Origin of the sequence: Streptomyces sp. NPDC056580, from assembly GCF_042793175.1 — a bacterium.
Classification (GTDB): Bacteria; Actinomycetota; Actinomycetes; order Streptomycetales; family Streptomycetaceae; genus Streptomyces.
The window spans coordinates 294,782-321,363 of sequence record NZ_JBHTVE010000001.1; the positions used below are offsets into that span (position 1 = coordinate 294,782).

At 73.4% G+C, this 26,582-nt stretch carries 28 protein-coding genes; 9 read left to right on the top strand and 19 right to left on the bottom strand.

The window, feature by feature from the left end; genetic code table 11:
* Nucleotides 1-17: 17 nt before the first annotated feature.
* The 5 genes from ACFQ9Z_RS01410 to ACFQ9Z_RS01430 all read right to left on the bottom strand — a co-directional run bounded on the left by ACFQ9Z_RS01410 (nt 18) and on the right by ACFQ9Z_RS01430 (nt 5,093).
* Nucleotides 18-512 carry a DUF6328 family protein gene (locus tag ACFQ9Z_RS01410; RefSeq protein WP_383009400.1) on the bottom strand — a complete coding sequence of 165 codons (495 nt, stop codon included), beginning with the start codon at nt 510-512 and terminating at the stop codon, nt 18-20.
* A gap of 52 nt (nt 513-564) precedes the next feature.
* The gene (locus ACFQ9Z_RS01415) at nt 565-1,548 is read right to left on the bottom strand and encodes an aldo/keto reductase (RefSeq protein ID WP_383009402.1); all 984 of its coding nucleotides are present in this window, start codon (nt 1,546-1,548) and stop codon (nt 565-567) included.
* Between the two features lie 103 nt (nt 1,549-1,651).
* Nucleotides 1,652-2,224 (bottom strand): TetR family transcriptional regulator, encoded by a 573-nt coding sequence (locus tag ACFQ9Z_RS01420; RefSeq protein WP_383009404.1) that lies wholly within the window; start codon nt 2,222-2,224, stop codon nt 1,652-1,654.
* A gap of 76 nt (nt 2,225-2,300) precedes the next feature.
* Entirely contained in the window at nt 2,301-3,791 is a 1,491-nt protein-coding gene (locus ACFQ9Z_RS01425; RefSeq protein ID WP_383009406.1) for an MFS transporter, read from the bottom strand.
* Nucleotides 3,792-3,875: 84 nt separating this feature from the next.
* On the bottom strand, nt 3,876-5,093 hold the full coding sequence (locus tag ACFQ9Z_RS01430; protein WP_383009408.1) for an FAD-dependent monooxygenase: 1,218 nt from the start codon (nt 5,091-5,093) through the stop codon (nt 3,876-3,878).
* 343 nt (nt 5,094-5,436) lie between these two features.
* Here ACFQ9Z_RS01430 and ACFQ9Z_RS01435 point away from each other — a divergent pair, with 343 nt between their 5' ends.
* Together ACFQ9Z_RS01435 and ACFQ9Z_RS01440 are read left to right on the top strand one after the other, a co-directional pair.
* Nucleotides 5,437-5,856, top strand: a complete 420-nt coding sequence (locus ACFQ9Z_RS01435) for a tyrosinase cofactor (RefSeq protein ID WP_383009410.1) — start codon at nt 5,437-5,439, stop codon at nt 5,854-5,856.
* A gap of 34 nt (nt 5,857-5,890) precedes the next feature.
* Complete coding sequence (locus ACFQ9Z_RS01440; RefSeq protein ID WP_383009412.1) at nt 5,891-6,721, top strand: tyrosinase family protein; 831 nt, start codon at nt 5,891-5,893, stop codon at nt 6,719-6,721.
* Nucleotides 6,722-6,749: 28 nt separating this feature from the next.
* On the opposite strand, the gene ACFQ9Z_RS01445 is transcribed toward ACFQ9Z_RS01440, so the two are convergent.
* The 3 genes from ACFQ9Z_RS01445 to ACFQ9Z_RS01455 form a co-directional block, all read right to left on the bottom strand.
* On the bottom strand, nt 6,750-7,448 hold the full coding sequence (locus ACFQ9Z_RS01445; protein ID WP_383009415.1) for a ribonuclease H: 699 nt from the start codon (nt 7,446-7,448) through the stop codon (nt 6,750-6,752).
* Nucleotides 7,449-7,494: 46 nt separating this feature from the next.
* Nucleotides 7,495-8,289 (bottom strand): VOC family protein, encoded by a 795-nt coding sequence (locus ACFQ9Z_RS01450; protein ID WP_383009417.1) that lies wholly within the window; start codon nt 8,287-8,289, stop codon nt 7,495-7,497.
* Nucleotides 8,290-8,394: 105 nt separating this feature from the next.
* Nucleotides 8,395-8,877 (bottom strand): VOC family protein, encoded by a 483-nt coding sequence (locus ACFQ9Z_RS01455; RefSeq protein ID WP_383009420.1) that lies wholly within the window; start codon nt 8,875-8,877, stop codon nt 8,395-8,397.
* Between the two features lie 174 nt (nt 8,878-9,051).
* Between ACFQ9Z_RS01455 and ACFQ9Z_RS01460 the strand changes: the two genes are divergently transcribed.
* Complete coding sequence (locus ACFQ9Z_RS01460; protein ID WP_383009422.1) at nt 9,052-10,257, top strand: epoxide hydrolase family protein; 1,206 nt, start codon at nt 9,052-9,054, stop codon at nt 10,255-10,257.
* Between the two features lie 29 nt (nt 10,258-10,286).
* Here ACFQ9Z_RS01460 and ACFQ9Z_RS01465 read toward each other — a convergent pair whose 3' ends face one another.
* Nucleotides 10,287-10,697: a helix-turn-helix domain-containing protein gene (locus tag ACFQ9Z_RS01465; protein ID WP_383009424.1), complete on the bottom strand. Its 411-nt coding sequence runs from the start codon at nt 10,695-10,697 to the stop codon at nt 10,287-10,289.
* Nucleotides 10,698-10,925: 228 nt separating this feature from the next.
* Here ACFQ9Z_RS01465 and ACFQ9Z_RS01470 point away from each other — a divergent pair, with 228 nt between their 5' ends.
* Nucleotides 10,926-11,813, top strand: a complete 888-nt coding sequence (locus ACFQ9Z_RS01470; RefSeq protein ID WP_383009427.1) for an RNA polymerase sigma factor SigF — start codon at nt 10,926-10,928, stop codon at nt 11,811-11,813.
* Between the two features lie 143 nt (nt 11,814-11,956).
* Here the strand turns inward: ACFQ9Z_RS01470 and ACFQ9Z_RS01475 are convergent, their stop codons facing one another.
* Nucleotides 11,957-12,409, bottom strand: coding sequence for an ATP-binding protein (locus tag ACFQ9Z_RS01475; RefSeq protein ID WP_383009429.1), 453 nt, complete (start codon nt 12,407-12,409; stop codon nt 11,957-11,959).
* A 216-nt stretch (nt 12,410-12,625) separates the two neighbouring features.
* Between ACFQ9Z_RS01475 and ACFQ9Z_RS01480 the strand changes: the two genes are divergently transcribed.
* Nucleotides 12,626-13,939 (top strand): streptophobe family protein, encoded by a 1,314-nt coding sequence (locus ACFQ9Z_RS01480; protein ID WP_383009431.1) that lies wholly within the window; start codon nt 12,626-12,628, stop codon nt 13,937-13,939.
* 4 nt (nt 13,940-13,943) lie between these two features.
* Here the strand turns inward: ACFQ9Z_RS01480 and ACFQ9Z_RS01485 are convergent, their stop codons facing one another.
* The gene (locus ACFQ9Z_RS01485; RefSeq protein WP_383009433.1) at nt 13,944-16,328 is read right to left on the bottom strand and encodes an FHA domain-containing protein; all 2,385 of its coding nucleotides are present in this window, start codon (nt 16,326-16,328) and stop codon (nt 13,944-13,946) included.
* A 97-nt stretch (nt 16,329-16,425) separates the two neighbouring features.
* Nucleotides 16,426-16,836, bottom strand: a complete 411-nt coding sequence (locus tag ACFQ9Z_RS01490; RefSeq protein WP_383009435.1) for a hypothetical protein — start codon at nt 16,834-16,836, stop codon at nt 16,426-16,428.
* A 311-nt stretch (nt 16,837-17,147) separates the two neighbouring features.
* Here ACFQ9Z_RS01490 and ACFQ9Z_RS01495 point away from each other — a divergent pair, with 311 nt between their 5' ends.
* Complete coding sequence (locus ACFQ9Z_RS01495; RefSeq protein WP_383009437.1) at nt 17,148-17,540, top strand: nuclear transport factor 2 family protein; 393 nt, start codon at nt 17,148-17,150, stop codon at nt 17,538-17,540.
* A gap of 333 nt (nt 17,541-17,873) precedes the next feature.
* On the opposite strand, the gene mgrA is transcribed toward ACFQ9Z_RS01495, so the two are convergent.
* Nucleotides 17,874-18,866 carry an L-glyceraldehyde 3-phosphate reductase gene (mgrA, locus tag ACFQ9Z_RS01500; RefSeq protein WP_383009439.1) on the bottom strand — a complete coding sequence of 331 codons (993 nt, stop codon included), beginning with the start codon at nt 18,864-18,866 and terminating at the stop codon, nt 17,874-17,876.
* Nucleotides 18,867-18,977: 111 nt separating this feature from the next.
* Here mgrA and ACFQ9Z_RS01505 point away from each other — a divergent pair, with 111 nt between their 5' ends.
* Together ACFQ9Z_RS01505 and ACFQ9Z_RS01510 are read left to right on the top strand one after the other, a co-directional pair.
* Complete coding sequence (locus ACFQ9Z_RS01505; protein WP_383009441.1) at nt 18,978-19,868, top strand: LysR substrate-binding domain-containing protein; 891 nt, start codon at nt 18,978-18,980, stop codon at nt 19,866-19,868.
* A gap of 67 nt (nt 19,869-19,935) precedes the next feature.
* Nucleotides 19,936-20,451, top strand: a complete 516-nt coding sequence (locus ACFQ9Z_RS01510) for a DinB family protein (RefSeq protein WP_383009443.1) — start codon at nt 19,936-19,938, stop codon at nt 20,449-20,451.
* On the opposite strand, the gene ACFQ9Z_RS01515 is transcribed toward ACFQ9Z_RS01510, so the two are convergent.
* The 6 genes from ACFQ9Z_RS01515 to ACFQ9Z_RS01540 all read right to left on the bottom strand — a co-directional run bounded on the left by ACFQ9Z_RS01515 (nt 20,433) and on the right by ACFQ9Z_RS01540 (nt 24,802).
* Nucleotides 20,433-21,503, bottom strand: coding sequence for an adenosine deaminase (locus tag ACFQ9Z_RS01515; RefSeq protein ID WP_383009445.1), 1,071 nt, complete (start codon nt 21,501-21,503; stop codon nt 20,433-20,435). The two genes, ACFQ9Z_RS01510 and ACFQ9Z_RS01515, sit on opposite strands and share 19 nt — an antisense overlap.
* 46 nt (nt 21,504-21,549) lie before the next feature.
* On the bottom strand, nt 21,550-21,942 hold the full coding sequence (locus tag ACFQ9Z_RS01520; RefSeq protein ID WP_383009447.1) for a VOC family protein: 393 nt from the start codon (nt 21,940-21,942) through the stop codon (nt 21,550-21,552).
* A 119-nt stretch (nt 21,943-22,061) separates the two neighbouring features.
* Complete coding sequence (locus ACFQ9Z_RS01525) at nt 22,062-22,991, bottom strand: M48 family metalloprotease (RefSeq protein WP_383009449.1); 930 nt, start codon at nt 22,989-22,991, stop codon at nt 22,062-22,064.
* Nucleotides 22,988-23,359, bottom strand: coding sequence for a BlaI/MecI/CopY family transcriptional regulator (locus tag ACFQ9Z_RS01530; protein ID WP_383009451.1), 372 nt, complete (start codon nt 23,357-23,359; stop codon nt 22,988-22,990). Before ACFQ9Z_RS01530 ends, ACFQ9Z_RS01525 begins: the two co-directional genes overlap by 4 nt.
* 142 nt (nt 23,360-23,501) lie before the next feature.
* Nucleotides 23,502-24,407: an aldo/keto reductase gene (locus ACFQ9Z_RS01535; RefSeq protein ID WP_383009453.1), complete on the bottom strand. Its 906-nt coding sequence runs from the start codon at nt 24,405-24,407 to the stop codon at nt 23,502-23,504.
* Nucleotides 24,408-24,634: 227 nt separating this feature from the next.
* Complete coding sequence (locus tag ACFQ9Z_RS01540; protein ID WP_383009455.1) at nt 24,635-24,802, bottom strand: hypothetical protein; 168 nt, start codon at nt 24,800-24,802, stop codon at nt 24,635-24,637.
* A gap of 178 nt (nt 24,803-24,980) precedes the next feature.
* Between ACFQ9Z_RS01540 and ACFQ9Z_RS01545 the strand changes: the two genes are divergently transcribed.
* A complete protein-coding gene (locus ACFQ9Z_RS01545) occupies nt 24,981-26,513 on the top strand; it encodes an SDR family oxidoreductase (RefSeq protein WP_383009457.1) in 1,533 nt (510 codons plus the stop codon).
* The last annotated feature ends 69 nt before the right edge of the window (nt 26,514-26,582 follow it).

Below are 26,582 nucleotides of genomic sequence, written 5' to 3' on the forward strand. Positions count from 1 at the left end.
GAGCGGCGGTGGACCGGTCAGCCGTCGATGCGCCTGGTGTGCCGGCGGCGCACCCACAGGGGCAGCCCGTACCAGCACACCAGGTACCAGGCGACCACGCCGGCGACGAGGTAGGGCACGTAGCCGTTGTGGGTGGCGACCCGGAGGATCAGCAGCAGCGACGAGGTCATCGTCAGGAGCAGCAGGACCAGGCCGACGAAGGTCAGCCGGGAGGCGATCCGCACCGCCTGCGGCTTGACCCGCCGGCCGGAGACCAGGCGGTGCAGCGACACCGGCCCGATGAGGGCGCCGGTCGCGCAGGCGCCCAGGACGACCGTCACGATGTAGATGACCTGGTCGGCGTGGGCGAGCGCGGCGTACTTCTGCTGGAAGACCACGGTGAGCAGGAAACCGAAGAGGATCTGCACGCCGGTCTGGGCGACGCGGACCTCCTGGATGAGTTCACCCCACATCCGGTCGGCCCGCTCCTCCTCGGTCTCGTCGCGGCCGGTACGCCGTCCGTCCGGTTTCATGCGATCCGTTTATCCGGGTGAACGTCCGCTCAAACGGACGGTTTCGCGGCGACTACCAGCGGTGTTCGACCTGCTCCCGGATCCGGCGGTCGTACAGGTCGCGGATCGCCGCGTGCGTCTCTGCGGAGAGCGCCGGCAGCTTGGCGGCGGCCGCGTTGGCGCGGGCCTGCTCCGGGTTGCGGGCGCCGGGGATGACCGTGGTCACGCCGGGCTGCTCGATGATCCAGCGCAGGGCGAGCTGGGCCGGGGTGAAGCCCTCGGGGGCGAGCGCGGCGAACTCGGCGGCCGCCTCGACGCCGGTCGCGTAGTCGACGCCGGAGAAGGTCTCGCCCTGGTCGAAGGCCTCGCCGTGCCGGTTGTAGGTGCGGTGGTCGTCGGCGGCGAAGACCGTGTCCTTGGTGTACTTGCCGGACAGCAGGCCGGAGGCGAGCGGCACCCGCGCGATGATGCCGACGCCCGCCTCGCGGGCCGCCGGGAGCACCTCCAGGAGGGGCTTCATGCGGAACGGGTTGAGGATGATCTGCACGCTCGCCACGTTCGGCCGGGCGATCGCGGCGAGCGCCTCGGCGCAGGTCTCCACGCTCACGCCGTACGCCGCGACGCGCTCCTCCGCCACCAGCGTGTCGAGGGCGTCGTACACCGCGTCGGAGGAGTACACGGCGGTCGGCGGGCAGTGGAGCTGGACCAGGTCGATGCGGTCGACGCCGAGGTTGCGGCGGGACCGGTCGTTCCAGGCGCGGAAGTTGTCCAGCACGTAGTTCTCGGGCGTCTGCTCCAGCCGGCGGCCCATCTTGGTGGCCACGAGCACATGCAGGTCGGGCCGGCCGCGCAGGAAGCCGGCGATGGTCTCCTCGCTGCGTCCGTCCCCGTACACGTCGGCCGTGTCGAAGAAGGTGACCCCGGACTCGGCCGCCGTCTCCAGGACGGAAAGGGCCTCCTTGTCGTCCACCTCGCCCCAGTCCGCACCGAGCTGCCAGGTGCCGAGTCCGACGACCGACGCCCACTGTCCCGACCTGTCGATTACGCGTTCGTCCATACCGTCCAGTCTGTCATCCGGCCCGGCGGACCGGCGGACCGGGTGGTTCCGGCGGGGCCGGGGCCGGCCCCGCCGGGCCGCCGGGGGTGGCGGGCCGGTGGGGTCAGGGCGTCAACTGGGCCTGGACGAGGGGGCCGTAGCGGTCGGCGACGGCGTCGAGGTCGGTTCCGCGCAGATGCGGGCCGCGGGCGACGCCGTACATCACGCCCAGGCCCAGCAGGCCCGCGACGGCGAGTTCGGCGCGCAGCCCCGGGTCCGGGCCGGTGAGCCGGGCGGCGAGGCGTCCGGTCACCTGGGCGCGGAAGTTGGCGCGCAGCACCTCGCCGTGGTCGCCGTGCAGGGGGGCGAAGGCGATCCGCAGCAGCGGGTCGGCGCCGCGGTCGCGCTGGCTGGCCAGGACGTGCCGGACCATGTGCCGGCCCAGTTCCTCCAGGGGCGCGTCGAGCAGGTCGTCGGCGTCGGTGTCGAAGGACATGACGCGGGCGAACAGGGCGTCCTTGTTGCCGAAGTACTTGAGGATCAGCGGCGGGCTGACCCCGGCCCGCTCGGCGACCGCCCGGAGGGTGATGTCGGCGTGCGCGTGCCGGGCGAGGAGGTACCGGGCGGCCTTGAGGATGGCCGTCCTGGTGGCCTCGGCGTCACGCCGCGCGGGCGCGGCCTCACTCGCTGCGGACACGGGTCCGCGGGGCGCGGGGGCGGTTCCGCGCGGTGCGGGGGCGGCTGCCCGGGGGCCGGATGAGGTGCTCACGCCCTCATGCTCCCTCCATAGCTCCGTCGCGGGCGCCCCGGGTGGCGCCGCGGGCGCGCCGGATGCCGGCGGAGGGCCCGTCGCCGGGTATGGACAGGGCGGCCGCGCAGGCGACCAGGGCGACGGCGCCGGCCATCGTGAACGCCAGCAGGTAGCCGTGCAGGGTGGCCACCGGGACACCGCCGACGAGGCTGGTGTGGTGGACCAGGACGGCGGCGACGGCGGCGCTGGAGGTGGCCTGGCCGATGGTGCGCATCAGGACGTTGACGCCGTTCGCGGAGGCCGTCTGGGCGGCCGGGACGGCGCGCAGGATGAGGGTCGGCAGCGCGGAGTAGGCGAGTGTGGTGCCGGTGGCGACCACCGTGGCGCCGAGGATGATCATCCACAGGTCGCGGCTGTCGGCGATGCGCAGCGCGTATCCGCAAGCGATGACGGCCGTGCCGAGGGCGAGGGTGACGCGCGGTCCGCGGGAGGCCGAGATGCGGGCGGACAGCGGCGAGAAGAGCAGCATGGTGACGCCACCGGGCAGCAGGCACAGGCCGGTGGCGACGATCGACAGGCCGAGGCCGTAGCCGGTGGCCTTCGGCGCCTGTACGAGCTGGGCCGTCACCAGCGAGTTGGCGTAGAAGGCGAACCCGGTCAGCACGGCCGCCACATGGGACAGGCCCACCCGGGGCCGGGTGACCAGGCGCAGGTCGACCAGCGGCTCGGCGGTCCGCAACTGCCACCACCACCACAGGACGAGGATCGCGGCGGCGGCGAGGAACAGTCCGAGGACGCGGGGGCTGCCCCACCCCCACTGGCCGCCCTGCGACACACCGAGGAGCAGGCTCACCAGACCGGCGGCCAGGCCCAGTGCGCCGAGGACGTCGAAGCGGCCCGCCTCGCGCACCGGGGACTCCTTGACCGCCCACCAGGTCGCGGTCACACCGAGCGCGCCGAGGACACTGGTCAGCCAGAACATGGTGTGCCAGTCGGCGTACTGCACCACCAGCGCGGCCAGCGGGAGGCCGAGCGCGGCGCCGATGCCGACGGTTGAGCTCATCAGCGCCACCGCCGAGCCGCGGCGCTCCGGCGGCAGTTCGTCGCGCAGGATGCTGATGGACAGCGGTACGACGGAGGCGGCGGCGCCCTGGAGCGCGCGGGCCGCGATGAGCACGCCGATGTCGGCGGACAGGGCGCACATCACGGAGCCGGCGGTCATCAGGGCGAGCGCGCCGATGAGCACCCGGCGCTTGCCGTACATGTCGCCCGCCCGGCCGAGCACGGGGGTGAGCACCGCCCCGGAGAGCAGGGTGGCGGTGACCATCCAGGAGACGGAGGCCGCCGACGCCCCGGTGAGCCGCGGCAGGTCGGGCAGCAGCGGGACGACGACCGTCTGCATGACGGCCATGAGGATGCCGCCCGAGGCCAGCACGGGGATGGTGAGCCGGTCCCGCAGCCGGGGCGGCGCCCCGCCGGTGCCGGACCGGGACGTCGGTGCTGACTGGGCCATCGGCGCTCCTGCGGGCAGCGTGAGGACGTTGGTGAATGACAATTCACCTTATCGAGTGAATGGCCATTCACCAACGTCTGCGGCTCAGCGCCGGTCGGCCACCGCCCTGGCGTGCAGGGCGCGGGCGGCCCGGGGGCCCAGCCAGCGCTTGAGCCTGCGCAGCACCTCCAGTTGGCCGGCCGCCTTGTCGATGCCGTAGTAGAGCTGCGGCGGCACATGGGGCAGCAGCGGGGAGTGACGCTGGCCGAGCAGGGCGAACATCCGGTGCGGGGGCAACTGGACGTAGCGCGGCAGGTTCTCGTACCACTGGGCGCTGTAGCGGGCGGCGCTCTGCGCCGAGAGCAGTTCGGACCTGCGCTGGCGTTCGTAGGCGGTCAGCGCCTCGGACAGCGAGGCGTGCCGGCGCAGGGAGCCGGCGAGGCACATGGCGTCCTCCAGTGCGAGGGTGGTGCCCGCGCCGATGGAGTAGTGCGTGGTGTGCGCGGCGTCGCCGAGCAGCACGACGTTGCCGTGGTGCCAGGTGCGGTTGGTGAGGGTGCGGAAGGCCGGCCACGGCGCGCCGCCGCCGGCCGGGGCGCGGTCGATGAGGGGGTGGCCGTCGAGCACGCCGGCGAAGAGCTTCTCCAGCAGCGCGAGCCCCTCGCCCCGGTCCGCCCGGTCCAGGCCGAGCCCGGTGAGGGTGTCCGGGGCGCACTCCACGACGCAGGTGCTGTGGTCGTCGCTGTACTTGTAGCCGTAGGCCCAGATCCAGCCGTGCCCGGTCTCCACGAAGGCGAAGGTGAAGGCGTCGAAGACCTTGGTGGTGCCGAGCCAGACGTAGCGGTTGCGGCCCTCTTCGAGCCGGGTGCCGAAGTGGCCGGCGTGCCGGGTGCGCAGCGCGCTGTGGACGCCGTCGGCCGCCACGACCAGATCGGCCTCCGGCAGGGCGGCGGCCGGGACCTCGCTGGTGTACTCCAGCCGCACGCCCAGGGAGCGGGCGCGCCCGGCGAGGATCTCGAGCAGGCGGTGGCGCCCGATCCCGTGCCCCTCGTCGCCGGGCTGCCGGGCGGTCCGGCCGCGGATGTGGGCCACGCCCTCGTTCCAGCGCACCGAGCTCTCCTCGATCGCCGCCGCGGACTCGGGGTCGTGGGCCTGCAGCCGGTCGAGCAGCCCGCGCCAGTAGGTGACGCCCCAGCCGTAGGTCGATCCCTCCGGGTCGCGCTCGTGGACGGTGACGTCGTGGGACGGGTGCTGCCGCTTGAGCAGGATGGCGAGGTACAGGCCCGCGGGCCCGCCTCCGACACAGACGACCTTCACGCGCACACCCCTGACGATCACTCAACGTGCTCGGACGACACCGGAGGGTAGCAGGAGCCCGCCCGCACGGGCGGGTTCGCGGATCGCGTCAGCCTGGCGCGGTGACGCGCGCCACTCTGGCGGCCCACTCACAGCAAGGAACACCGCGATTCCAGTCGCGGCCGCAAGGAATTACCCGTTCCGCGATGGGACGGCTAGCCGCGACAGCAAGATCACCTTGGTTCAACCTTGCACGATGTGTAACCAATTGTCCTGATCACAGCCAACCACTTACGGATGATTTCTCCCTCGCGCGCGGGGCCCGATAGGCATGCGGGGTCACCACTCACCCCCTCGCAGGAGGACCCGCATGCCCGAACTCACCCGGCGCCGCGCGCTCACCACGGCGGCCGGCCTCACCACTGCGGCCGGCCTCGCCGCCGCGCCCCCGGCCGCCGCACTCGCCGTGCCCGCCGCGCAAGCCGCGCAAGCCGCGCAAGCCGCGCAAGCCGCCGAACACCACCACGGCGCGCCGGAGTCCTTCGACGAGGTCTACAAGGGCCGGCGGATACAGGGCCGTCCCTCGGACGGCGGCGGCGCCCACCACGAACACGGCGGCGGCTACGCGGTGTTCGTCGACGGCGTGGAGCTGCACGTGATGCGCAACGCCGACGGGACCTGGATCAGCGTGGTCAGCCACTACGCCCCGGTGCCCACCCCGCGCGCCGCCGCCCGCGCCGCGGTGGACGAGCTGCGGGGCGCCGCGCTGCTGCCCTTCCCCGCCAACTGACCGCCCCCGCAGGAACACCCGGAGCACCGCGCACATGACCGTACGCAAGAACCAGGCCGATCTCACCGCCGACGACAAGCGCCGCTTCGTCGGCGCCGTCCTCGAACTCAAGCGCGGCGGACGCTACGACGAGTTCGTCCGCACGCACAACGGCTTCATCATGTCCGACACCGACACGGGCGAGCGGACCGGCCACCGCTCCCCGTCCTTCCTGCCCTGGCACCGCAGATTCCTGCTGGACTTCGAGCGCGCCCTGCAGTCGGTCGATCCCTCGGTGGCGCTGCCGTACTGGGACTGGAGCACCGACCGCACGGTGCGCGCCTCGCTGTGGGCGCCGGACTTCCTCGGGGGGACCGGGCGCGGCTCGGACGGCCGGGTGATGGACGGCCCGTTCGCCGCCGCCACCGGCGACTGGCCGATCAGCGTGCGGGTGGACGGCCGTACGTTCCTGCGCCGCTCGCTCGGCACCGGCGTGCGGGAGCTGCCGACGCGCGCGGAGGTGGAGTCCGTGCTGTCGATGACGGCGTACGACGCGATGCCGTACAACAGCGCCTCGGACGGCTTCCGCAACCACCTGGAGGGGTGGCGCGGGGTGAACCTGCACAACCGGGTGCATGTGTGGGTCGGCGGCCAGATGGGCACCGGTGTCTCCCCCAACGACCCGGTGTTCTGGCTGCACCACGCCTATGTCGACAAGCTGTGGGCCCAGTGGCAGCGCAGGCACCCGGACGCCGGATACGTGCCGGCGGGCGGAACGCCGGACGTCGTCGACCTGAACGAGACGATGAAGCCCTGGAACGACGTGCGTCCGGCGGACCTGCTGGACCACACGCGGTTCTACACCTTCGACACGCTCGACCGCTGACGTCCGGCGCGGGCCGCGGGGCCGCCGGTCAGGCGTCCGCGGTGCGGCACTCCGGGTGCCCCCAGCCCTGCGCGTTCTTGGCGATGGACTCGCCGGCCGCGTAGGAGCGGCCGCACGGGCAGCGGCCGGGGAACTTCGCCTTGATCGTGCGGGAGGAGGAACGGGCGGCGGCGCCGGCGCGGCGGGGCGCCTTCTTCCGCGCGGCCCCGGCCGCCGGCGTGTCGGGCGAGGGCGGGGGCTCGGGCGAGCCGAGGGCGCTGCCGGCCGCCTCCTGCACGGTGGCGGCCTGGCTGGCGGCACGGTCGGCGAAGTCGTTCAGCGGGTCCCCGTCCACCTGGTGGGCGGGGACGTAGCGGAACTCGACCGACCGGCCGTCGAGCAGTGCGTCGATGCGCACCACGAGCTCCTGGTTGGCGACCGGCTTGCCCGCCGCGGTCTTCCAGCCGTTGCGCTTCCAGCCCGGCAGCCAGGTGGTGACGGCCTTCATCGCGTACTGGGAGTCCATCCGGACCTCCAGCGGCACGTCCGGGTCGACGGCGGTGAGAAGCCGCTCCAGAGCGGTCAGCTCGGCGACGTTGTTGGTGGCCCGGCCGAGCGGGCCGGACTCCCAGCGGGCGGCGGTCCGCTCGTCGTCGGAGACCACCCACGCCCATCCGGCCGGTCCCGGGTTTCCCTTCGAAGCCCCGTCGCACGCGGCCACCACACGTTCACGCATACGGCCGATCATGCCACGGCCGCGGTCACCACCGGACCGGGTCCCTCCCGGCCGCGGGTCAGTCGTCGTCGAACCCCGGCATCTCGCCCTCGGTGGTCCGGATGTCGATCACCGAGAAGTTGGCGCCCTGCGGGTCGCTGAGCGACGCGAACCGGCCGAAGGGGCTCGTCATGGGCCCGAAGTGCAGGACGGCGCCGAGATCGACCGCCCGGGCCACGGCCGCGTCGCAGTCGGCGACGGTCCAGTAGACGTTGATGTAGGAGGGCACCTCGGGCGGGAAGTCGTCGGTCATCCGCATCCGGCCGAGGACGGTCTCCTCGCCGAGGTCGAACGTGCGGAAGTCGATCGCGTCGTCCGCGATCCGCTTCGCCCGGTACGGGAAGACGGCGGTCAGGAAGGCGTCCGTACGCTCGGGGTCGCGGGTGAAGACCTCCGCCCAGCAGTAGGCGCCGGGCACCGCCGTGGCGTCGAAGCCCTCGTGGCTGCCCGCCTGCCACACACCGAACACGGCGCCGCTGGGCTCGCGGGCCAGGCACATGGTGCCGAACTCACCGACCCGCATCGGCTCCATCAGCACCTCTCCGCCGTTGTCCCGGATCCGCTCCGCGGTGGCGGCGGCGTCCGGCGAGGCGAAGTACAGGCACCACTGGGGCTGGCCCTCCTGGCCCGGCATGGGCGGCACCACCGCGGCCACCGCCTGGTCGTCGGCGTAGGCCTGGGTGTAGTTGCCGTACGTGGGCGACGACTCGCCGAAGGTCCAGCCGAGGACCTCGCCGTAGAAGGTCCGGGCGCGCTCCAGGTCGCCGAACATGGCATCGGCCCAGCAGGGCGTTCCCTCAGGTTGCACGGCCATGGTCGCAGCCCTCTCCGCTCGGCCGGTCGGCGCCGGTCCGCCCCTGCACAGAACGCTAGTCATCCCGCGCCCGGCGCGCTCGCCGGGCGCGGGACACCGGCCGGCCTACTCCCCCGCGTACGCCTTCTCCAGCGCGGCGACGTCCAGTTTGCCCATGCTCATCATGGCGCGGGTGACGCGCTCGGCCTTCTCCGTGTCCGGTTCGCAGACCATGTCGATCAGCCGGTCGTAGACGACCTGCCAGGAGACGCCGTAGCGGTCCTTGAGCCAGCCGCAGGGACCGCCCTCGCCGCCGTTCTCGGTGAGCCGGCTCCAGTAGTGGTCGATCTCCTGCTGGTCGGAGCAGTGGAGCTGGAACGAGATCGCCTCGTTGAAGGTGAACTGGGGTCCGCCGTTGAGCGCGACGAACCGCTGCCCGTTGGCCGTGAACTCCACGGTCATCACAGCCCCGGCCTGTCCGGGGCTGCCCTCGGGGTAGCGGCTGATCCGGCCGACGCTCGAGTTCTTGAAGACCGAGACGTAGAACTCGGCCGCCTCCTCGGCCTGGCCGTCGAACCAGAGACAGGTGACGAGTCCGTCGGTGTTCATGGGTACCTCCCGGGGTGTGGAACGCGGTCACCCGTAACGACCGGTGCGCCGCGCGGAACTCATCGGCGGCGCGGTGGGACCACCCCTGCGGGTGAACGGAGACCGTGGTCCGCCCGGGTGAACGTGGCCCGCGATCCGCGGGACCGGACGGGAGCCGCGCCTAGCATCCCGATCATGACCTCCTCGCCCGCCGAGAGCATCCGGCCCTTCAGCCTGTCGGTCCCGCAGAGCGACCTGGACGACCTGCACGACCGCCTGGACCGCACCCGCTGGCCCGCCGAGCCGCCGGCCTCTGGCTGGGAGTACGGGGTCCCGGCCGGCTATCTGCGGGAGCTGGCCGAGTACTGGCGGCACAAGTACGACTGGCGGGCCGCCGAGGCGCGGCTGAACGAGTGGCCGCAGTTCACCACCGTCGTCGACGGCGCCCGGATCCACTTCGCGCACCTGCGCTCGCCGGAGCCGGACGCCACCGCGCTGATCCTGACCCACGGGTGGCCGGGCTCCATCGTGGAGTTCCTCGACGTGGCCGGGCCGCTCGCCGACCCGGTGGCCCACGGCGGCGACGCGGCCGACGCCTTCCACGTCGTCGTGCCCAGCCTGCCCGGCTTCGGGCTGTCCGGGCCCACCACGGAGCCGGGCTGGGAGGCCGGGCGGGTGGCGGACGCCTGGGCGGAGCTGATGCGGCGGCTCGGCTACGAGCGGTTCGGCGCCCAGGGCGGCGACTGGGGCGCCGCCGTCTCCCGCGAGCTGGGCCGGGCGCACCCGGACCGGGTGACCGGCGTCCACCTCAACCTGCTCCCCGGCGCCCACGCGACCACCCGGCCGGGCGAGGAGGAACTCGGCGCGCTCGGGCCGCGGGAGCGGGAGAAAGCGCTCAGGTCCTGGCGCCGCTGGGAGGACTGGACGCGGGAGGGCACGGGATACGTCGCGCTCCAGTCGACGCGCCCGCACACCCTCGCCTACGCCCTGACGGACTCCCCGGTCGGCCAGCTGGCCTGGATCGTGGAGAAGTTCCGTGAGTGGACCGATTCCCGGGACCTGCCGGAGGAGGCGGTCGACCGGGACCGGCTGCTGACCAACGTGATGCTGTACTGGCTGACCGGTACGGCCGGTTCGTCCGCCCGTATCTACTACGAGCGCGCGCACGCCACCGGCCGTGCCGCCCGGCCCGCCGAACCGTCCCCGGTGCCGACGGCCGTGGCGCTGTTCCCGGCCGAACCCCAGATCCCGCTGCGCCACCGGGCGGACCGGACCGAGAACATCGTGCGGTGGACGGAGTTCGACCGGGGCGGGCACTTCGCCGCCATGGAGGAACCGGACCTGCTCGTGGACGACGTCCGGGCGTTCTTCCGGCAGCTGCGGGAACAGCCGGCCGGCTGACCGGGCCGGCCGGGCCCCGGGCGGTTCGGTCAGGCCGCGAGCAGGAGCCCGGCGCGCGGCGCCCGGTGCGCGGTGCGGGGCGTCGCGCCCGTCCGGCGGACGAGCTCGGACCGGGTGCGCGACAGGAGGTCGCCGAGGTCGAGGCCCAGGGCGCGGGCGGCGGCCGCGAGGACCTCGGAGGAGGCCTCCTTGCGGCCGCGCTCGATCTCGGAGAGGTAGGGCAGCGAGATGCGGGCGGCGTCGGCGACGTCCCTGAGCGTGCGCTCCTGGGCCTGCCGCTCGCGGCGCAGCACGTCCCCGACGAGGTCGCGCCACAGAGGTTCCGCGGGCGTCGACCGCGGCGCGCCGGGGCGGGCGGGCTCCGGGCTGCCGGGCCCGGCGCGGCCGGGTCCGGGGCGGAGGGGGATCACGCGTGCTTCGTCGCTCACCTTGTCGCTCACCCGGTCAGACTAGGGGCCGCCGCGGTCCGCGCGGCCGGACTCGCACCGATTCCCCCAGGGGCGAAATCCCGGCATTCGGCAGGCATGCATCCGGCATCCGGGGGTACCCGCGGCGTGAGCAGGCATGCGTCCCCGGGATCCGGGTATGCGGGGGAGACGCCACATGGGCAGGGATCGGACGACGTCCGATGCGGCAGGCTCGAACCGTGACTGACGTGGGGAGAGGTAATGAAAACCGCCGGGATCCGGTCGGAGGCAGAGGCCGTCGAGAGGACCGAGCAGGACAGGACGACAGAGGGGTCGCTGCCCGGTATCGAGGACCCCGCTTCCGTCGCGCCCCGTGACGCCCGGGAGCTGTCCCGCCAGTTCTTCCGCCGGCTGACGGAGCTGGAGGAGGGCACGCACGAGTATCAGTACGCGCGCAACACCCTCATCGAGATGAACATGTCGCTCGTGCGGTTCGCGGCGGGCCGTTTCCGCAACCGCGGCGACGACATGGAGGACATCGTCCAGACCGGCATGATCGGCCTGATCAAGGCCATCGACCGGTTCGAGCTCGCGCGCGAGGTCGAGTTCACCTCCTTCGCGCTGCCCTACATCGTGGGCGAGATCAAGCGATTCTTCCGGGACACCACCTGGGCGGTGCACGTCCCGCGGCGGCTGCAGGAGATGCGCGTCGAGCTGGCGCGGGCCCGCGAGGAGCTGTCGAGCCGGCTGGACCGGGACCCGACGGTCGCCGAGCTGGCCACTCTCATGAACATCTCCGAGGACCAGGTGGTCGAGGCCCAGCTCGCCTCCAACGGGTACAACTCCGCCTCCCTGGACGCCGCGCTCACCGGCGACGGACCGGAGGACGGCGAGGCCGTGCTCGCCGACTTCATCGGCGTCGAGGAGGAGGGCCTGCGGCTCGTCGAGGACTTCCACGCGCTGGCCCCGCTCATGCACCAGCTCAGCGACCGGGACCGGCAGATCATCCACATGAGGTTCGTCGAGGAGGCGACCCAGGCGGAGATCGGGGAACGGCTGGGCTGCTCCCAGATGCACGTCTCCCGGCTGATCAAGCGGATCATCACCCGGCTGCGCCAGGGGATGCTCGGCGAACTCGGCTGCGCCTGACGGCACGCCACGAGACGACGTGAGCCCGGGCGCCTGGCGCCCGGGCTCACGTATGCCGTCCGCCGTCGGGTCCGTCGCGGGGGCCCGTGTCCGAGGGTGCGCTCCGGGGGTCCGGAGGTCCGTGCCGGGGGCCGCCGGAGGGTTCACCGCTTCAGCTCGACCCGCGCGCACACCCGCTTGCCGACGGGTACGCGCTCCACGGTGACCTGCGCCGCCACCGCGTGCACGATCTCCAGACCGTGCCGGCCGACGCGCTCGGGGTTCTTCGGATAACGCCGGGGAAGCGTCGCGCTGCTGTCGTAGACCGCCACCGTGACCGCCGCGTCCGTGCCCTCCAGCTCCAGGATGTACGGGCCGCTGCTGTGCCGGTCGGCGTTGGTGACCAGCTCGCTCACGACGAGGAGCAGCTCACCGTCGGTGCGGCCGTCGATGCCCGCGCACCACTCGTGCCTGAGCTGTTCCAGGAACTGGGCCGCGAAGGCGCGGGCCTCTGCGATGCAGCCGGGTTCGCCGGTGTAGTGCGCCGCGCGTCTCAGCGGCTCCACGGGTACGTCGAAACCAGTCGGTATCACTGCCCCGCCCAGGTGCTCGGTCATGCATGTCTCTCTCGGAAGGCCCGATCCGGCCGGTCAATGGTGCACCTGTCCTCGTACCCGGAGCCGGGCCCGGCAGTCCCCCGGATGCGTTCGCCCACCGCGCACAGCCTGTCATGCCCGCTGATCACACCACCGCCCCGGGCCCCGACGGCCGTCGGGGTGCCGGACGGCTCATCCGGCGGGCGGAGCGGGGCGGTCGTGCCTAGCCTGGCAAGGGTGAGCCCTGTGACCGCCGACGCAGCGCCCGCCGCCCGGCACGGCTGGCTGCGGGCCCTGCTGACGGTGCTGTCCGGGCTGGCCGTCATGTTCGTCCTCGCGGCGCTCGGGCTGTGGGCGGCCGGCGCCTCGGGCCTGCCCGACGGCGCTTTCGCGCGGGTCGTCGTCGCGACCGTGGTGACCGCGGTCGGCGGCACCCTCGACCTCACCGGTGACGCGGGCCCGCTGGCGCGGACCCGGGCTGGCCTCACCGTCATGCCGCTCTCCGTGACCCTGGCCGGCGCCCTGCTGATCGGCGCCGGGTTCCTGCGTCCGCTGCGGCACCGGGCGGTCGCCTCGGCCAGGGAGCTGGCCGGCTGGGCCGCCCGGCTCGCGGTGCTGTGGCTGCTCGCGCTGATCGGCCTCGGCCTCGCCGCCCGCCAGACCTTCGCCGTGAACGTGGGCAACGGCGTGCTCAGCGACCTCACCGATCTGTTCGGCGGGGCGCCGACGATCGGGTTCGCCGCGAACGTGCCGCTGACCGTGCTGTTCGGATTGCTGTGGCTGGCCGGCGTGCTGCTGCTCGCCCTGCTGGTCTCACCCGGCGCGCCGCTGCCCGCTCGGCTGCTGCGGCTGCGCGGACCGGTGCGCCCGGCCGCCCACGCCATGATCCTGCTGCTGCTCGGGTACGTCGCCGTGGCGCTCGTGGTGGCTCTGGTGTCGGCGGCGACGCGCGGGCATCCCGCCGAGACGTTCGCGGTGATCCTGCTCGGCCTGCCCAACCTGGCCTGGCTCGCCCTCACCCTGGGTCAGGGCGCCACCTGGCACGGGCGGGTGGACGGCCCGTTCGGGCTGCCGATGCCCCCGGTGCTGGACCACGTCCTGCGCACGCCGGACATCGCCACGCTGAACCTGCGCACCCTCACCGGGTACGACAGCGGTATGTGGTGGCTGCTGGTCGCCCAGGTGGTGCTGACCTCGGCGGTGGCCGTCGTGATGGCGGCACGGTGCCCGGCCGGGGTCCGGGCCTGGCAGCACGCGGTGCGGCTGGCCGTCGCCCTGGCCCTTACGGTCCTGATGGTCTGCCTGCTCTGCCGGATCTCGGCGCACTACGGCCTGTCGCTGCTCGGCATCGGGGATCTGGGCGGCGGCCTGTCCGGGGAACTGCTCCTCAGACCCCGGCTGTGGCAGGCGGTGGGCCTGGGCGCCCTGTGGGGGGTGGTGCTCGGCTTCCTGGGCGCTCTGGCCGCCCGGCGGACGGCCCGGCGGGGCCTGGTCGACACGCCCGGGAAGTCCGCCGGACCGAGCGCCTCGCCGGAGCCGGGACCGCCGTAGCCGGTCATCGGGCCGCCCCCTTGCGCATCACGGCGGGTTCCTGCCGGCGCAGCAGCAGGGCGACCACCACGCCGTACGCGGTGGAGAGCACCAGCAGCATGCACAGGTCCAGCAGCCATATCCCGGTGGAGTGCCGGAACAGCGGGTCGGAGGTGGCGGTGCCGGGCGCGATCCGGGCCAGCCCGAGCGTGCCGGCCATGGCGCCGAGCGCCCAGCGGGCGGGCACCAGCCAGGACAGTTCATCGAGACCGAGCACCCCGTGCAGCGGCAGCAGGGCGCCGCAGAAGACGACCTGGACGATGGCGAGCAGCACCAGCAGCGGCATCGTCACCTCCTCCTTGCGCACCAGTGCGGAGATCAGCAGGCCGAGCATCATCGCCGCGAAGGCCAGCAGCGCGACGGCGACGGTGATCTCGGCGAGCGGTGGCAGCAGGACGCCCCGGCCGCCGGGGGCGTTCAGGTCGACGCCGAGCAGGGCGACCTGGGTGAGGACGACGGCCTGGACCACCGCGACCGTGCCGAGTACCACCACCTTGGACATCAGGTAGGCCGTCCTGGGCAGGCCGACGGCGCGTTCGCGCCGGTACACCGCCCGTTCCTTGACGAGTTCGCGCACCGCGTTGGCGGCCCCGGTGAGGACGGCGCCGACGCACAGGATGAGCAGCGTGTTCACCGCGGTGTCGCGGGTCAGCCGGCCGCCCGCCAGCGCCCGGGCCATGGCGCCCATGACGAACGGCAGCGCGATCATCACGGCGAGGAAGGTGCGGTCGGCGGCGAGGACGGCGGTGTAGCGGCGCACCAGGGTGCGCAACTGGGCGCCCCAGCTGCGCGGGTGGAGCCCGGGCACGGGTATGGCCGGTGCGGCGGACGGCAGCGGGGGCTGGGGGGCGGCGTCGGTGACGTACTGCCGGTGGAACGGGGAGCCGCCGTACTCCCCCGCCCAGTCGCGGTCCTGGTCGCGGTCGAAGGCCTCGAAGGCCTCCGGCCACTGCTCGAAGCCGAAGAAGGCGAGGGCGTCCGCGGGCCGGCCGTAGTAGGCGACCCGGCCACCGGGGGCGAGCACCAGCAGGCGGTCGCAGACGTCGAGGCTGAGCACGCTGTGCGTGACGACGATGACGGTGCGGCCGTCGTCGGCGAGGCCGCGCAGCATGTGCATGACCGACCGGTCCATACCCGGGTCAAGTCCGGAGGTCGGCTCGTCGAGGAAGAGCAGCGACGGTTTGGTCAGCAGCTCCAGTGCCACGCTGACCCGCTTGCGCTGACCGCCGGACAGGCTGTGCACCGACTGATCGGCCCGCTTCTCCAGGCTCAGCTCCCGGATCACCTCGTCCACCCGGGCCCGTCGTTCGGCCGGCGCGGTGTCCCCGGGGAAGCGCAGCTCGGCGGCGTAGGACAGGGCGGCGCGCACGGTGAGCTGGGAGTGCAGGATGTCGTCCTGCGGGACAAGGCCTATGCGCCGGCACAGTTCCGCGTAGTCGTGGTAGAGGTCGCGGCCGTCGTAGAGCACGGTGCCGTGGTCAGCGGGCCGCTGCCCGGTGAGCGCGCCGAGCAGCGTCGACTTGCCGGAGCCGCTGGGCCCGACCACCGCGAGCAGGCACTTCTCCCCCACGGGGAAGGAGACGTGGTCGAGGATGACCTTGCCGCCGCGGTCGACGGTGACCGTGACCGTGAGGTCCTGCACGTCGAGCGAGACCTCACCGGTGTCGACGTACTCCTGCAGTTCGTGGTCGACCAGGCAGTAGGTGACGTGGCCGATGCCGACGAGGTCGCCGGGGCCGATCGTGGCGCGGGTGACCGGGGTGCCGTTGAGGTAGGTGCCGTTGTGGCTGCCGAGGTCGGCGATCTCGTAGCTGCCGTCGGTGTGGTGACGCAGCTCGGCGTGGTGGCGGGAGACGGTCAGGTCGTCGACGACGAGGTCGTTGTCCTCGCCCCGGCCGATGCGGATGGTGCGCACGGGCAGCGGACGGACACTGCTCGGGGCGCGGTAGGTGTGGGTCAGCTCGGGGTGCGACACGGTGGCGGGGCCGTGCTTGTCGTGCTCGTCGTGCCCGGGATACGCGGTGTGCTCGGGCGGGCCCACGGGGACCGCGCGGGGGCCGTCGGAGGGGTTGCCGAAGCGGATGACGGTGCCGGGGCGGACGTCCCACTCCTCGATGCGGCGGCCGTCGGCGAAGGTGCCGTTGGTGCTCTGCGCGTCCCGCAGCGTCCAGCGGTCGCGGTCGCAGTGGAGCACCGCGTGGTGCCACGAGACCCGTTCGTCGTCGAACACGATGTCGCTCAGCGGGTCGCGCCCGACGTGGTAGTCCTGACCCGGTTTCATCACCGTGGAGCCCGCGTCGGTCTCGAGCACGAGTTCGGGTGCCGCCGGGGCGATTGGCCGCTCCGCCATGCCCAGAATTGTACCGATTAGCCCATCCGTATGCCCGGGCGACCCACCTCGTCGGCCCGGGCGGCCGGCGGCCCACCGACGGGCGCCGTGGCACGTGTCAGGCGACGGGCATGACGAGCGCCGGGAGGGTGCGCTGCATCCGCAGCGCGTCCACCGACTCGGCGAGCAGCTCGTACTCGGTGGTGTCGTCGCTGGCGGCGATCCGCACCAGCCGCCCGCCCGCCAGCTCGTCCGCGATCACCTCCTGGCGCGCGTCGTCGGCGCACCAGGCGCGCAGCAGGGCCGGGACGTCGGCCACCGTGTCCGCCACGGGGACCAGCGCGGCGGCCGGGAAGGCGGAGTCCTGGGGGCTCGGGTCGAGCCGCTCGGCGATCCAGGACGCCCGGTCCCGCAGCCACCACAGGGCCAGTGCCAGAGTCGGCGCGCGATAGGTGCCGAGCGGGACGCCGATGCGCCGCCCGTCGCAGATGCCGTACGCGGTGACATGGCACAGGAATTCGTCGTGCACGATCACTCCCCCGTCGCCTCGCTGGTGTGCCGGCCGGCCCTCGCTCTCCGTGCGGCTCCTGTGCGGTGAAGTGCCCCTGACATTCGAGTATCGCCACTGGCGAAACACTGTCACCATTACTTTCCGGCCAGTCTCCTGGCATATTCACCGCGTTCTCTGGCCGAAATACCCCGGGTATACGAAGGCTCGTCATTACCCCGCGGGTAATCGACCCGCCCCGCGCCGCTCGGGCATGGTGGTCACACCGGGTCGGCGAATCCCGGATCTGATTCCTGACCAGCGATTACGACCTCGATGGAGGCTGATTCACCATGTCCGCGAACTACGAGAGCGCCGTCGCCCGTTACTTCGAGGCCTGGAACGCCACCGAGCCGGAGGCGCTGCGGAAGGCGGTCGCCGCGGCCTGGACGGAGGACGGCGGCTACACCGATCCGCTGGCCGAGGTGCGCGGCCACGAGGGGATCGCGGCCGTGATCGACGCGGTCCACGAGCAGTTCCCCGGTTTCGTGTTCCGTCCGCTCGGCGCGGTGGACGGGCACCACGACATCGCCCGCTTCGGCTGGGAGCTGGTCGACGAGGCCGAGGGCGCCACCGAGGGGCAGGGCTCGGCCCCGGTGGCCGGGTTCGACGTGATCACCCTGGACGGCGAGGGGCGCATCCGGCAGGTGCTGGGATTCCTGGACCGGGTACCGCCGATGGCTTGAGACGGGGCCGGTCACGACGGCAAGCGGAATTCCGTGTTCGGAATTCACGGGCGCCGCGTCAGCGTGCGCGAAAAGCGCGGAAGCGGCGGCCGGACCCATCAGGTCCGGCCGCCGCTTCCGGCGTTCACAGCCGTTGACCACAGTGGTCCTCAGCCGTTCATCACAGCGGTCTTCAGCCGTTCACCACAGCGGTCTTCAGCCGTTCACCACAGCGGTCCTCAGCCGTTCATCACAGCGGTCTTCAGCCGTTCACCACAGCGGTCTTCAGCCGTTCACCACAGCGGTCTTCAGCCGTTCACCGCGGCTGTCCTCAGCCGTGGTGAACGGCTGTTCTCAGCCCTTCGTCAGAGCGTCGATGCGCGCCAGTTCCTCGTCGTCGAAGTCGAGACGGCGCACCGCCCCGACACTGTCCTCGAGCTGCCCGGGGCTGCTGGCGCCGACCAGCGCTGAGGTGACCCGGCCGCCGCGCAGCACCCAGGCCAGGGCGAGCTGGGCCAGGGTCTGGCCGCGGGACCTGGCGATCTCGTCCAGGGCGCGCAGCCGGCCCACCAGGTCCTCGGTGACGGCGTCAGAGTTCAGGAACGGGCTGTCGCTCGCGGCCCTGGAGTCCTCCGGGATGCCGTCGAGGTAGCGCCCGGTGAGCAGGCCCTGCTCCAGCGGGGAGTAGGCGACGGAGCCGGCCTGGAGTTCGTCCAGCGCGTCCAGCAGGCCCTCGTCCTCGGGGCGCCGGTCGAGCATCGAGTAACGCGGCTGGTGGACGAGGAGCGGGGTGCCGAGGCCGGCGAGGATCCGGGCGGCCTCACGGGTCTGCTCGGCGGAGTAGTTGGAGACGCCGACGTAGAGCGCCTTGCCCTGCTGCACCGCGGTGTGCAGGGCGCCCATCGTCTCCTCCAGCGGAGTGTCCGGGTCGAAGCGGTGCGAGTAGAAGATGTCGACGTAGTCCAGGCCCATGCGCTTCAGGCTCTGGTCGAGCGAGGACAGCAGGTACTTGCGTGAGCCCCATTCGCCGTACGGGCCGGGCCACATCAGGTAGCCGGCCTTGGTGGAGATCACCAGCTCGTCGCGGTACGGGGTGAAGTCGGCCTTCAGGGCCTCGCCGAGCGCCGACTCGGCGGCGCCGGGCGGCGGGCCGTAGTTGTTGGCCAGGTCGAAGTGGGTGACGCCCAGGTCGAAGGCGCGGCGCAGGATGGCGCGCTGGGTCTCGGCGGGCCGGCCGGGCCCGAAGTTGTGCCACAGGCCGAGCGACAGCGCGGGGAGCTTCAGGCCGCTGCGTCCCGTGCGCCGGTAGGGCATGTCGGCGTAGCGGTCGGGGTGTGCGGTGTACAACGCGACTCCAGAGGGGTTGGCACAAGATCTACCAGTTCCACTCTTCACCGAACGGCGGGCAGCGGTCCAACAGAAGAATCCGATGCTATTCAGCGGATAGGGTTCTCAATCATGGAACTGCGCCATCTCCAGCACTTCGTCGCGGTCGCCGAGGACCAGCACTTCACGCGGGCCGCCGAGCGGCTCATGGTCTCCCAGTCCGGCCTGTCGGCCTCGATCCGGGCGCTGGAGCGGGAGCTGCGGGCGCCGCTGTTCGTGCGGACCACCCGCCGGGTGACGCTCACCGAGGCGGGGCGTGCGCTGCTGGCGGAGGCCGAGCGGATCCTCGCGCAGGTGCGCTCGGCGCACGAGGCGGTGGCGGCGGTGCAGGGTGTGCTGCGCGGCACCCTGGCGCTGGGCACCGAGCAGTGCATCGCCGGGGTGCACGTGGCGGGGCTGCTGGCGGCCTTCCGGCGCCGGCACCCGGACGTGGAGATCCGGCTGCGGCAGGCGGGCTCGGGGGCGCTGGCCGAGGAGGTGGCCGCCGGGCGGCTGGACCTGGCCTTCGCCTACCGCACCCAGGCGGACAGCGACCAGCTCCGCTCGGTGTCGCTGACCAGTGAGCCCATGACGGTGCTGTGCCACCCGAGCCACCGGCTCGCCACGGCGGGCGCGGTGCTCGCTCCCGAGGACCTGGCCGGCGAGGTCTTCGTGGACTTCCATCCGGACTGGGGCCCGCGCCGCACCACGGAGGCCGCCTTCACCGCCGCGGGTGTCCGGCGCACGGTCGCGCTGGAGGTCAACGACGTGCACAGCCTGCTGGACCTGGTCGACGAGAACCTCGGCATAGCCGTCGTGCCACGGCACTTCCGGCACAAGCGCCCCTCGCTCGCGGCGCTGCCGGTCAAGGGGGCGGTCGTGGCCGAGTACGAGACCGTCGCGCTGCTGCCGCCGGAGCGGGCCACCAGCCCGGCGGCCCGCGCCCTGGTCGCCCTCCTGGAGCCGGACGGCGAGACTTCCTGAGGGCGGCGGGCCGGTGCCCGGCCGGTTGCGGACGCGTGGACGCACGCGATGCGCGATGGTGGACGTCATGCATGCCAAGGACATCCTCATCGACGGCTACGGCCGCATCCAGGAAGAAGTCCACGCCGCCATCGAGGGGCTGGGACCCGACGAGCTGCACTTCCGCCCCGCGCCCGACGCCAACTCCGCGGCCTGGCTCGTCTGGCACCTCACCCGGGTGCAGGACGACCACGTCGCCGACGCCTTCGGCCTCGACCAGGTCTGGCTCTCCCAGGGCTTCGAGAAGCGCTTCGGCCTCGACCTGCCCGCCCACGACACCGGTTACGGCCACGGCCCGGCGGAGGTCGGGAAGGTGCGGGTCGAGTCGCCCGGATTGCTCACCGAGTACCACGACGCCGTGCACGAGCAGACGCTCGGCGCCCTGCGCGGCCTGGCCGCGAAGGACCTGGACCGGATCGTGGACGAGCGCTGGGACCCGCCGGTCACCCTGGGCGCGCGCCTGGTGAGCGTCCTGTCCGACGATCTCCAGCACGTCGGACAGGCCGCCTACCTGCGGGGACTGAGTCAGAGCGCGGCGGCGTAACCGGGCAGGACCACGTCCTCGATGAGTGCCCTGCGCTCGTCGAACGGGATGAACGCGCTCTTGACGGCGTTCACCGTGACCGTGCGCAGGTCCTCCACCGTCCAGCCGGCCTCCTCGACCAGCAGGGACATCTCCCGGGTCATCGTCGTCCCCGACACCAGCCGGTTGTCGGTGTTCAGGGTGACCCGGAAGCCGAGGTCCTTCAGCGCGGTGATCGGGTGCTCGGCGATCGAGGCGGCGGCGCCGGTCTGCAGGTTGGAGGTCGGGCACATCTCCAGCGGGATCCGCCGGTCGCGCACCCAGCCGGCCAGCCGGCCGAGCTTGCCGTCCACGATGTCCTCGGTGATGCGCACGCCGTGCCCGATGCGCTGGGCGCCGCACACCTGAAGGGCCTGGTGGATGCTGGGCAGGCCGTGGGCCTCGCCGGCGTGGATGGTGAACGGGACGCTCTCGCGGCGCAGGTGCTCGAAGGCGTCCAGGTGGTCGGCGGGCGGAAAGCCGTCCTCGGCGCCGGCGATGTCGAAGCCGACGACACCGGCGTCGCGGTAGGCGACGGCGAGGTCGGCGGCCTCGCGGACGCGGTCGAACATCCGCATGCCGCAGAGCAGCGTGCCGACGCGCACCGGGGTGCCCGCCGCGGCCGCCTTGGCCATGCCCGCGGCGAGGCCCTCCTGGACCGCCTCCACGACCTCGCTCAGCGACAGCCCGCCCCTGGTGTTCAGCTCGGGGGCGTAGCGGACCTCGGCGTACACGACGCCGTCGGCGGCGAGGTCGAGGACGTACTCCTCGGCGACCCGCAGCAGGCCCTCGCGGTTCTGCATGACTGCGAGGGTGTGCTCGAAGGTGGCGATGTAGCGGACCAGGTCGCCGGAGTTGGCGGCCTCGAAGTACCAGGCTGCCAGCTCGTCGGGGTCGGTGGCGGGCAGGGTGTGGCCGACCGCGGCGGCGAGTTCCACGACGGTGGCGGGGCGCAGGCCGCCGTCCAGGTGGTCGTGCAGGACGGCCTTGGGCAGGCGGCGAATGACGTCGGCGTCTACGCGCGTAGCGGTCATGGTGGTTCTTTCCTCGGGCGGATGGTTCGAAGTACCGGGAGGCCGGTCAGCCGGCGGGCTGCAGCAGGTCCCAGCGGTTGCCGTACAGGTCCTGGAAGACGGCGACCGTGCCGTACGGCTCGTGCCGCGGCTGCTCCAGGAAGGTGACGCCGGCGGCGGCCATCCTGGCGTGGTCGCGGGCGAAGTCGTCGGTGTGCAGGAAGAAGCCGACACGGCCGCCGGTCTGGTCCCCGATCCGGGCGCGCTGCTGCTCGCCCCTGGCCCGGGCCAGCAGCAGACCGGTGCCCCGACCCGGCGCGTCCGGCTCCATGACGACCCAGCGGGAGCCGTCCGGCCGGGGCTCGTCCTCGGCCAGCCGGAACCCGAGGGCGCCGGTGTAGAAGCGGATGGCCTCGTCGTAGTCGTCCACGACGAGGGTGACCAGGGCAACGCGTCGCATCGGGGCCTTCCGGTGGGGTGGACTGGCGGGTGAGGTTATACGTAAAACCCAGCGAACGCCAGTCACCGTCGCACAGGTGGGGGGACACTGCCCGGCGGGACCGCCGGCCGGCGGTGCGGTTACGGGCTCTGATCGCCCTGGGCGACCTCGACCCGGTGGTGGACGTCGGCCAGGCCGGCCGCCGAGGCCACGCAGGAGACGGCGGTGCAGGCGAGGAGCAGCGCGGCGACCGAGCGGCCGGCCCGGCCGGGAGCGCGCGCGCCGGCCAGCAGGGCCCGGACCCGCTGCGGGACGGGTCCCGCGGTCGCGCCCGCGGCGAAGGCGGGACGCTCGGAGCGGCCGGTCTGGCCGGCGAGGGCGGCGCGGGCGATGGCACGGGCGATCAGCCGCCGGTCCCCGACCCGGACCGCGGCGGCCTCGTCGGCGGCGCGCTCGGCGGCGAGCCGGATGGACTCGCGGACCGGGCGCAGGGCGGGGTGGCAGTGTGCCGCGAGCTCGGCGGCGGCCAGGAAGTAGTGGTGGCCGCCCTCGTTGTGCGCGCGCTCGTGCGCGAACAGCGCCTCGCGCTCGGGGGCGTCGAGGCAGCGCAGCATGGCGGTGGTGACGACGATGCGGTGCGGGCGGCCGGGCAGCGCGTAGGCGTCGGGGCGGACGGAGTCCACCACGCACAGGTCGCCCGCCGCGGGCCCGCGGCCGGCCTCGGTGCGGGCGGCCCGGAAGGCGCGTGTCTGCCGCAGCACGGAGCGGGCCAGGCTGTGGGCGCACACGGCGAGGGCGCCGACGGAGAGCGCGGCGGCGGGCAGGACCACGAGGTCCGAGGCGGTGCGCAGGGGGTGGATCAGCTCGCCGAGCGCGGCGAACAGCGGCAGCTTGAGCAGGCCGGTCAGCAGGAAGAGGCCGAGCGCGCCCACCGAGCAGCCCGCGAGGACGACCGCGGACGCGGTGACCGCCCACAGCGCGGCGACGGGGGCGAGCCGGTCCAGCGCCCGCCGGGCGAGGGCCGGCAGGGCGAACGGCAGCAGCAGGGGAAGCAGGAGCAGTACGGTCATCGCTCGCCGGGTTCGAGCAGGTCCCGCAGGATGCGTTCGTCGTCGGGGCTGAGCTGGGCGACGAAGCGGGCGAGGACGGTCTCCCGGTCGCTGTCCCGGTCGAGTTCGGTGTGCATGCGGCGCGCGGTGAGGCCCTGGGCGTCCTGCACCGGGAAGTAGGCGTAGCCGCGCCCCTGGCGGTGCCGGGCGACGACGCCCTTGTCGTGCAGCCGGGTCAGGATCGTGGTGACCGTCGTGCGGGCGAGGTCGGTACCGAGGCCGCGCTGCACCTGGCCGGGGGTCTGGGGCGTGCCGGCGGCCCAGAGGGCGGCCATCACGCTCGCTTCGAGTTCGCCGGCCGGCCTGCGCGCGTCCCTGGCGTCGGTCATCGGAACGTTCCTCACCCCGTCCTCCTCCGCGGCCCACAGGACCGGCGACGTCATTGTAGTCAACGGCCTCCGCACCCGTACCGTGGCCGCCCGCACGCGGCCGCCGCCACCGGTGCCGGGGCGCCGGCGGCGGGTGCGGCGGTCAGGCGGTCCGGTCACGGGCCGCGCCGAGCCGGGCGGCCTGCTCCCCGGTGAGGCGCAGCGCGCCGGCGGCGACGTTCTGCACGAGGTGGGCGGGATCGCCGGTGCCGGGGATCGCCAGGACGTGCGGGCCCTGGTGCAGGGTCCAGGCGATGCGGATCTGGGCGGGGCTCACGCCGTGCGCCCGGGCGGTGGAGAGGACCGCGTCGTCGTGGGCGGCGGTCGCGCCGTGCTCGCCCGCCGCGCCGGCGACCGCGTAGAACGGGACGAAGGCGATACCGCGCTCGCCGCACAGCCGCAGCACCTCGTCGCCGACGGGGTCGGGCCGGTCCACCGCGTACCGGTTCTGCACGCACACCACCGGGGCGATCTCCAGGGCCTCGGCGAGGTGCCGCGGCTGGACGTCGGAGACGCCCAGGTGCCGGACCAGTCCCGCCTCGCGCAGTTCGGCGAGGGCGCCGAAGTGCTCGGCGATCGAGTCCTGGCTCTGGCGGCGGTAGTTGACCACGTCGAGGTGGTCCCGGCCGAGCTGGCGCAGGTTCTCCTCCACCTGACCGCGCAGCTGGTCGGGGCGGGCCGCGGTGCCCCACTCACCCTGCTGGTCGCGGTGCGGGCCGACCTTGGTGACGACGACCAGATCCTCGGGGTACGGGGACAGCGCGGTGTTGATCAGCTCGTTCGCGGAGCGCAGGGCGGAGAAGTAGAAGGCCGCCGTGTCGATGTGGTTCACACCCAGTTCGACCGCCCCGCGCAGCACGGCGAGCGAACGCTCCCGCTCGCTCGGGGTGCCGTGGTGGAAGGCGGCGCTGCCCGTCAGGCGCATCGCGCCGAGGCCGATGCGGTGGACGGGCAGGTCGCCCAGGCGGAAGGTGCCCGCGGCGTCGGCGGTGATCGTTTCGGAGGTCATCGGCGGAGTCTCGCACGCGGCAGGCTCCGTGGTCACCGCGAATTCGTTCCACCGCCCCGGGGCCCGTCGCCGCGTCCGCGACCCGCCGTATGTCGCCGCGTCCGCGACCGCCGTATGACGAAGTCCGCGGTCCGCGGTCCCGCCGAACGGGCGATCCGCGGTCGCCGAACGGGCCGGCGGCCATGCGCCCGGCGCCCGCCGCGGACGGCCGCGGCGGGCGGCCCGCGTCAGTCCTCGTCCTGGCCCGGCACCACGACCAGGAAGGCGTCCGACTTCAGGTCCATCACCACGGTCGCGGCCTCGCCCTGGGCGCGGCGCGCTGCCGCGTACTCCTCCGCGGGCCACGATCCACGGGGGGCTCCAGCGGGAAATCGCTCCAGTACCTGCGCGCTCATGGCGGCTCACACCTCCTGCGTCGGGACCCGGCCCGGGCCCCGTCAGCGGCCCGTACTCTGCGCCTGCCCGGGACGGCCGCCCTCATGTCCGCGCATCCGCGCGGCACCTCCGCGTCGAAGAGCCGGACGGGGGGAACTCGGCAGCACCCCCGACCGGCGGCACGAAGGGCGGAGACGAATGGACGGCGACGACGTGAAGGGCGGTGCGCGCTGCCTGGTGACGGGCGGCACGGGGTACATCGGCGGCCGGCTCGTCCCGGAACTCCTCGCCGCCGGGTACCGGGTCCGCTGCCTCGCCCGCTCCCCGGGCAAGCTGCGCGACCATCCCTGGGCCGGCGACATTGAGGTGACGCACGGGGACGTCACCGACGCCGACGTCGTCGCGGAGGCCATGCGGGACGTCGACGTGGCCTACTACCTGGTCCACGCCCTCGTCACCGGCGACGGCTTCGAGGAGACCGACCGCGAGGCGGCCCGGATCTTCGGCGAACAGGCCCGGGCGGCCGGCGTGAAGCGCATCGTCTACCTGGGCGGGCTGACCCCCCGAGGCGTGCCGGAGCACGAGCTCTCCCCGCACCTGCGGTCCCGCGCCGAGGTCGGCCGCATCCTCATGGACTGCGGGGTGCCCACCGCGGTGCTGCGCGCGGCCGTGATCATCGGCTCCGGCTCGGCCTCGTTCGAGATGCTGCGCTACCTCACCGAGCGGCTGCCCGTCATGGTCACCCCGAGCTGGGTGCACACCCGCATCCAGCCCATAGCCGTACGGGACGTGCTGCGCCTCCTGGTCGGCAGCGCGAATCTGCCCGCGGACGTGAACCGGACCTTCGACATCGGCGGCCCCGACGTCCTCACGTACCGGGAGATGATGGTCCGCTACGCGGAGATCGCGGGGCTGCCGCGCCGGGTGATCCTGCCCGTGCCGGTCCTCACCCCGACGCTGTCCAGCCACTGGGTCGGCCTCGTCACACCGGTGCCCGCCTCCATCGCCCGGCCGCTGGCGGAGTCGCTGCGCCACGAGGTGGTCTGCCACGAGCGCGACATCGAGGGGTACCTGCCGTACCCGCCGGGGCGGCCGCTCCCCTTCGACGAGGCCGTACGGCTCGCGCTGCAGCGGGTGCGCGACGCCCAGGTGGTGACCCGCTGGACGTCGGCCTCGGTGCCGGGAGCGCCGAGCGACCCGCTGCCGACCGACCCCGACTGGGCGGGCGGCAGCCTGTATACGGACGTCCGCGAGACCGAGGTGGACGCCCCGCCGGAGGCGCTGTGGCGGGTCGTCGAGGGGGTGGGCGGGGAGAACGGCTGGTACTCCTTCCCGCTCGCCTGGGCGCTGCGCGGCTGGCTGGACCGGTTGGCGGGCGGGGTCGGACTGCGCCGCGGCCGCCGGGACGCGCAGCGGCTGCGGGTCGGCGACTCCCTGGACTTCTGGCGAGTGGAGGAGATCGAGCCGGGGCGCCTGCTGCGGCTGCGCGCCGAGATGCGGCTGCCGGGGCTGGCCTGGCTGGAGATGTACGTGGAGCCGGAGGGCGCCGGACGCAGCCGGTACCGGCAGCGCGCGCTGTTCCATCCGCACGGGCTGCTCGGCCAGGCCTACTGGTGGGGCGTCTCCCCGTTCCACGCCGTGGTGTTCGGCGGGATGGCGCGCAACATCGCCCGCGCCGCCGCCACCACGGTCCCGCTCCCCCGGCGGCGGGAGCGTACGGCCGCGCGCTGACGCCCCGCATCCACCGGGCGCCGCGGAACGGAAGCAATCAGCGTCCAGCGCCCGACCCCACGCCCCGAC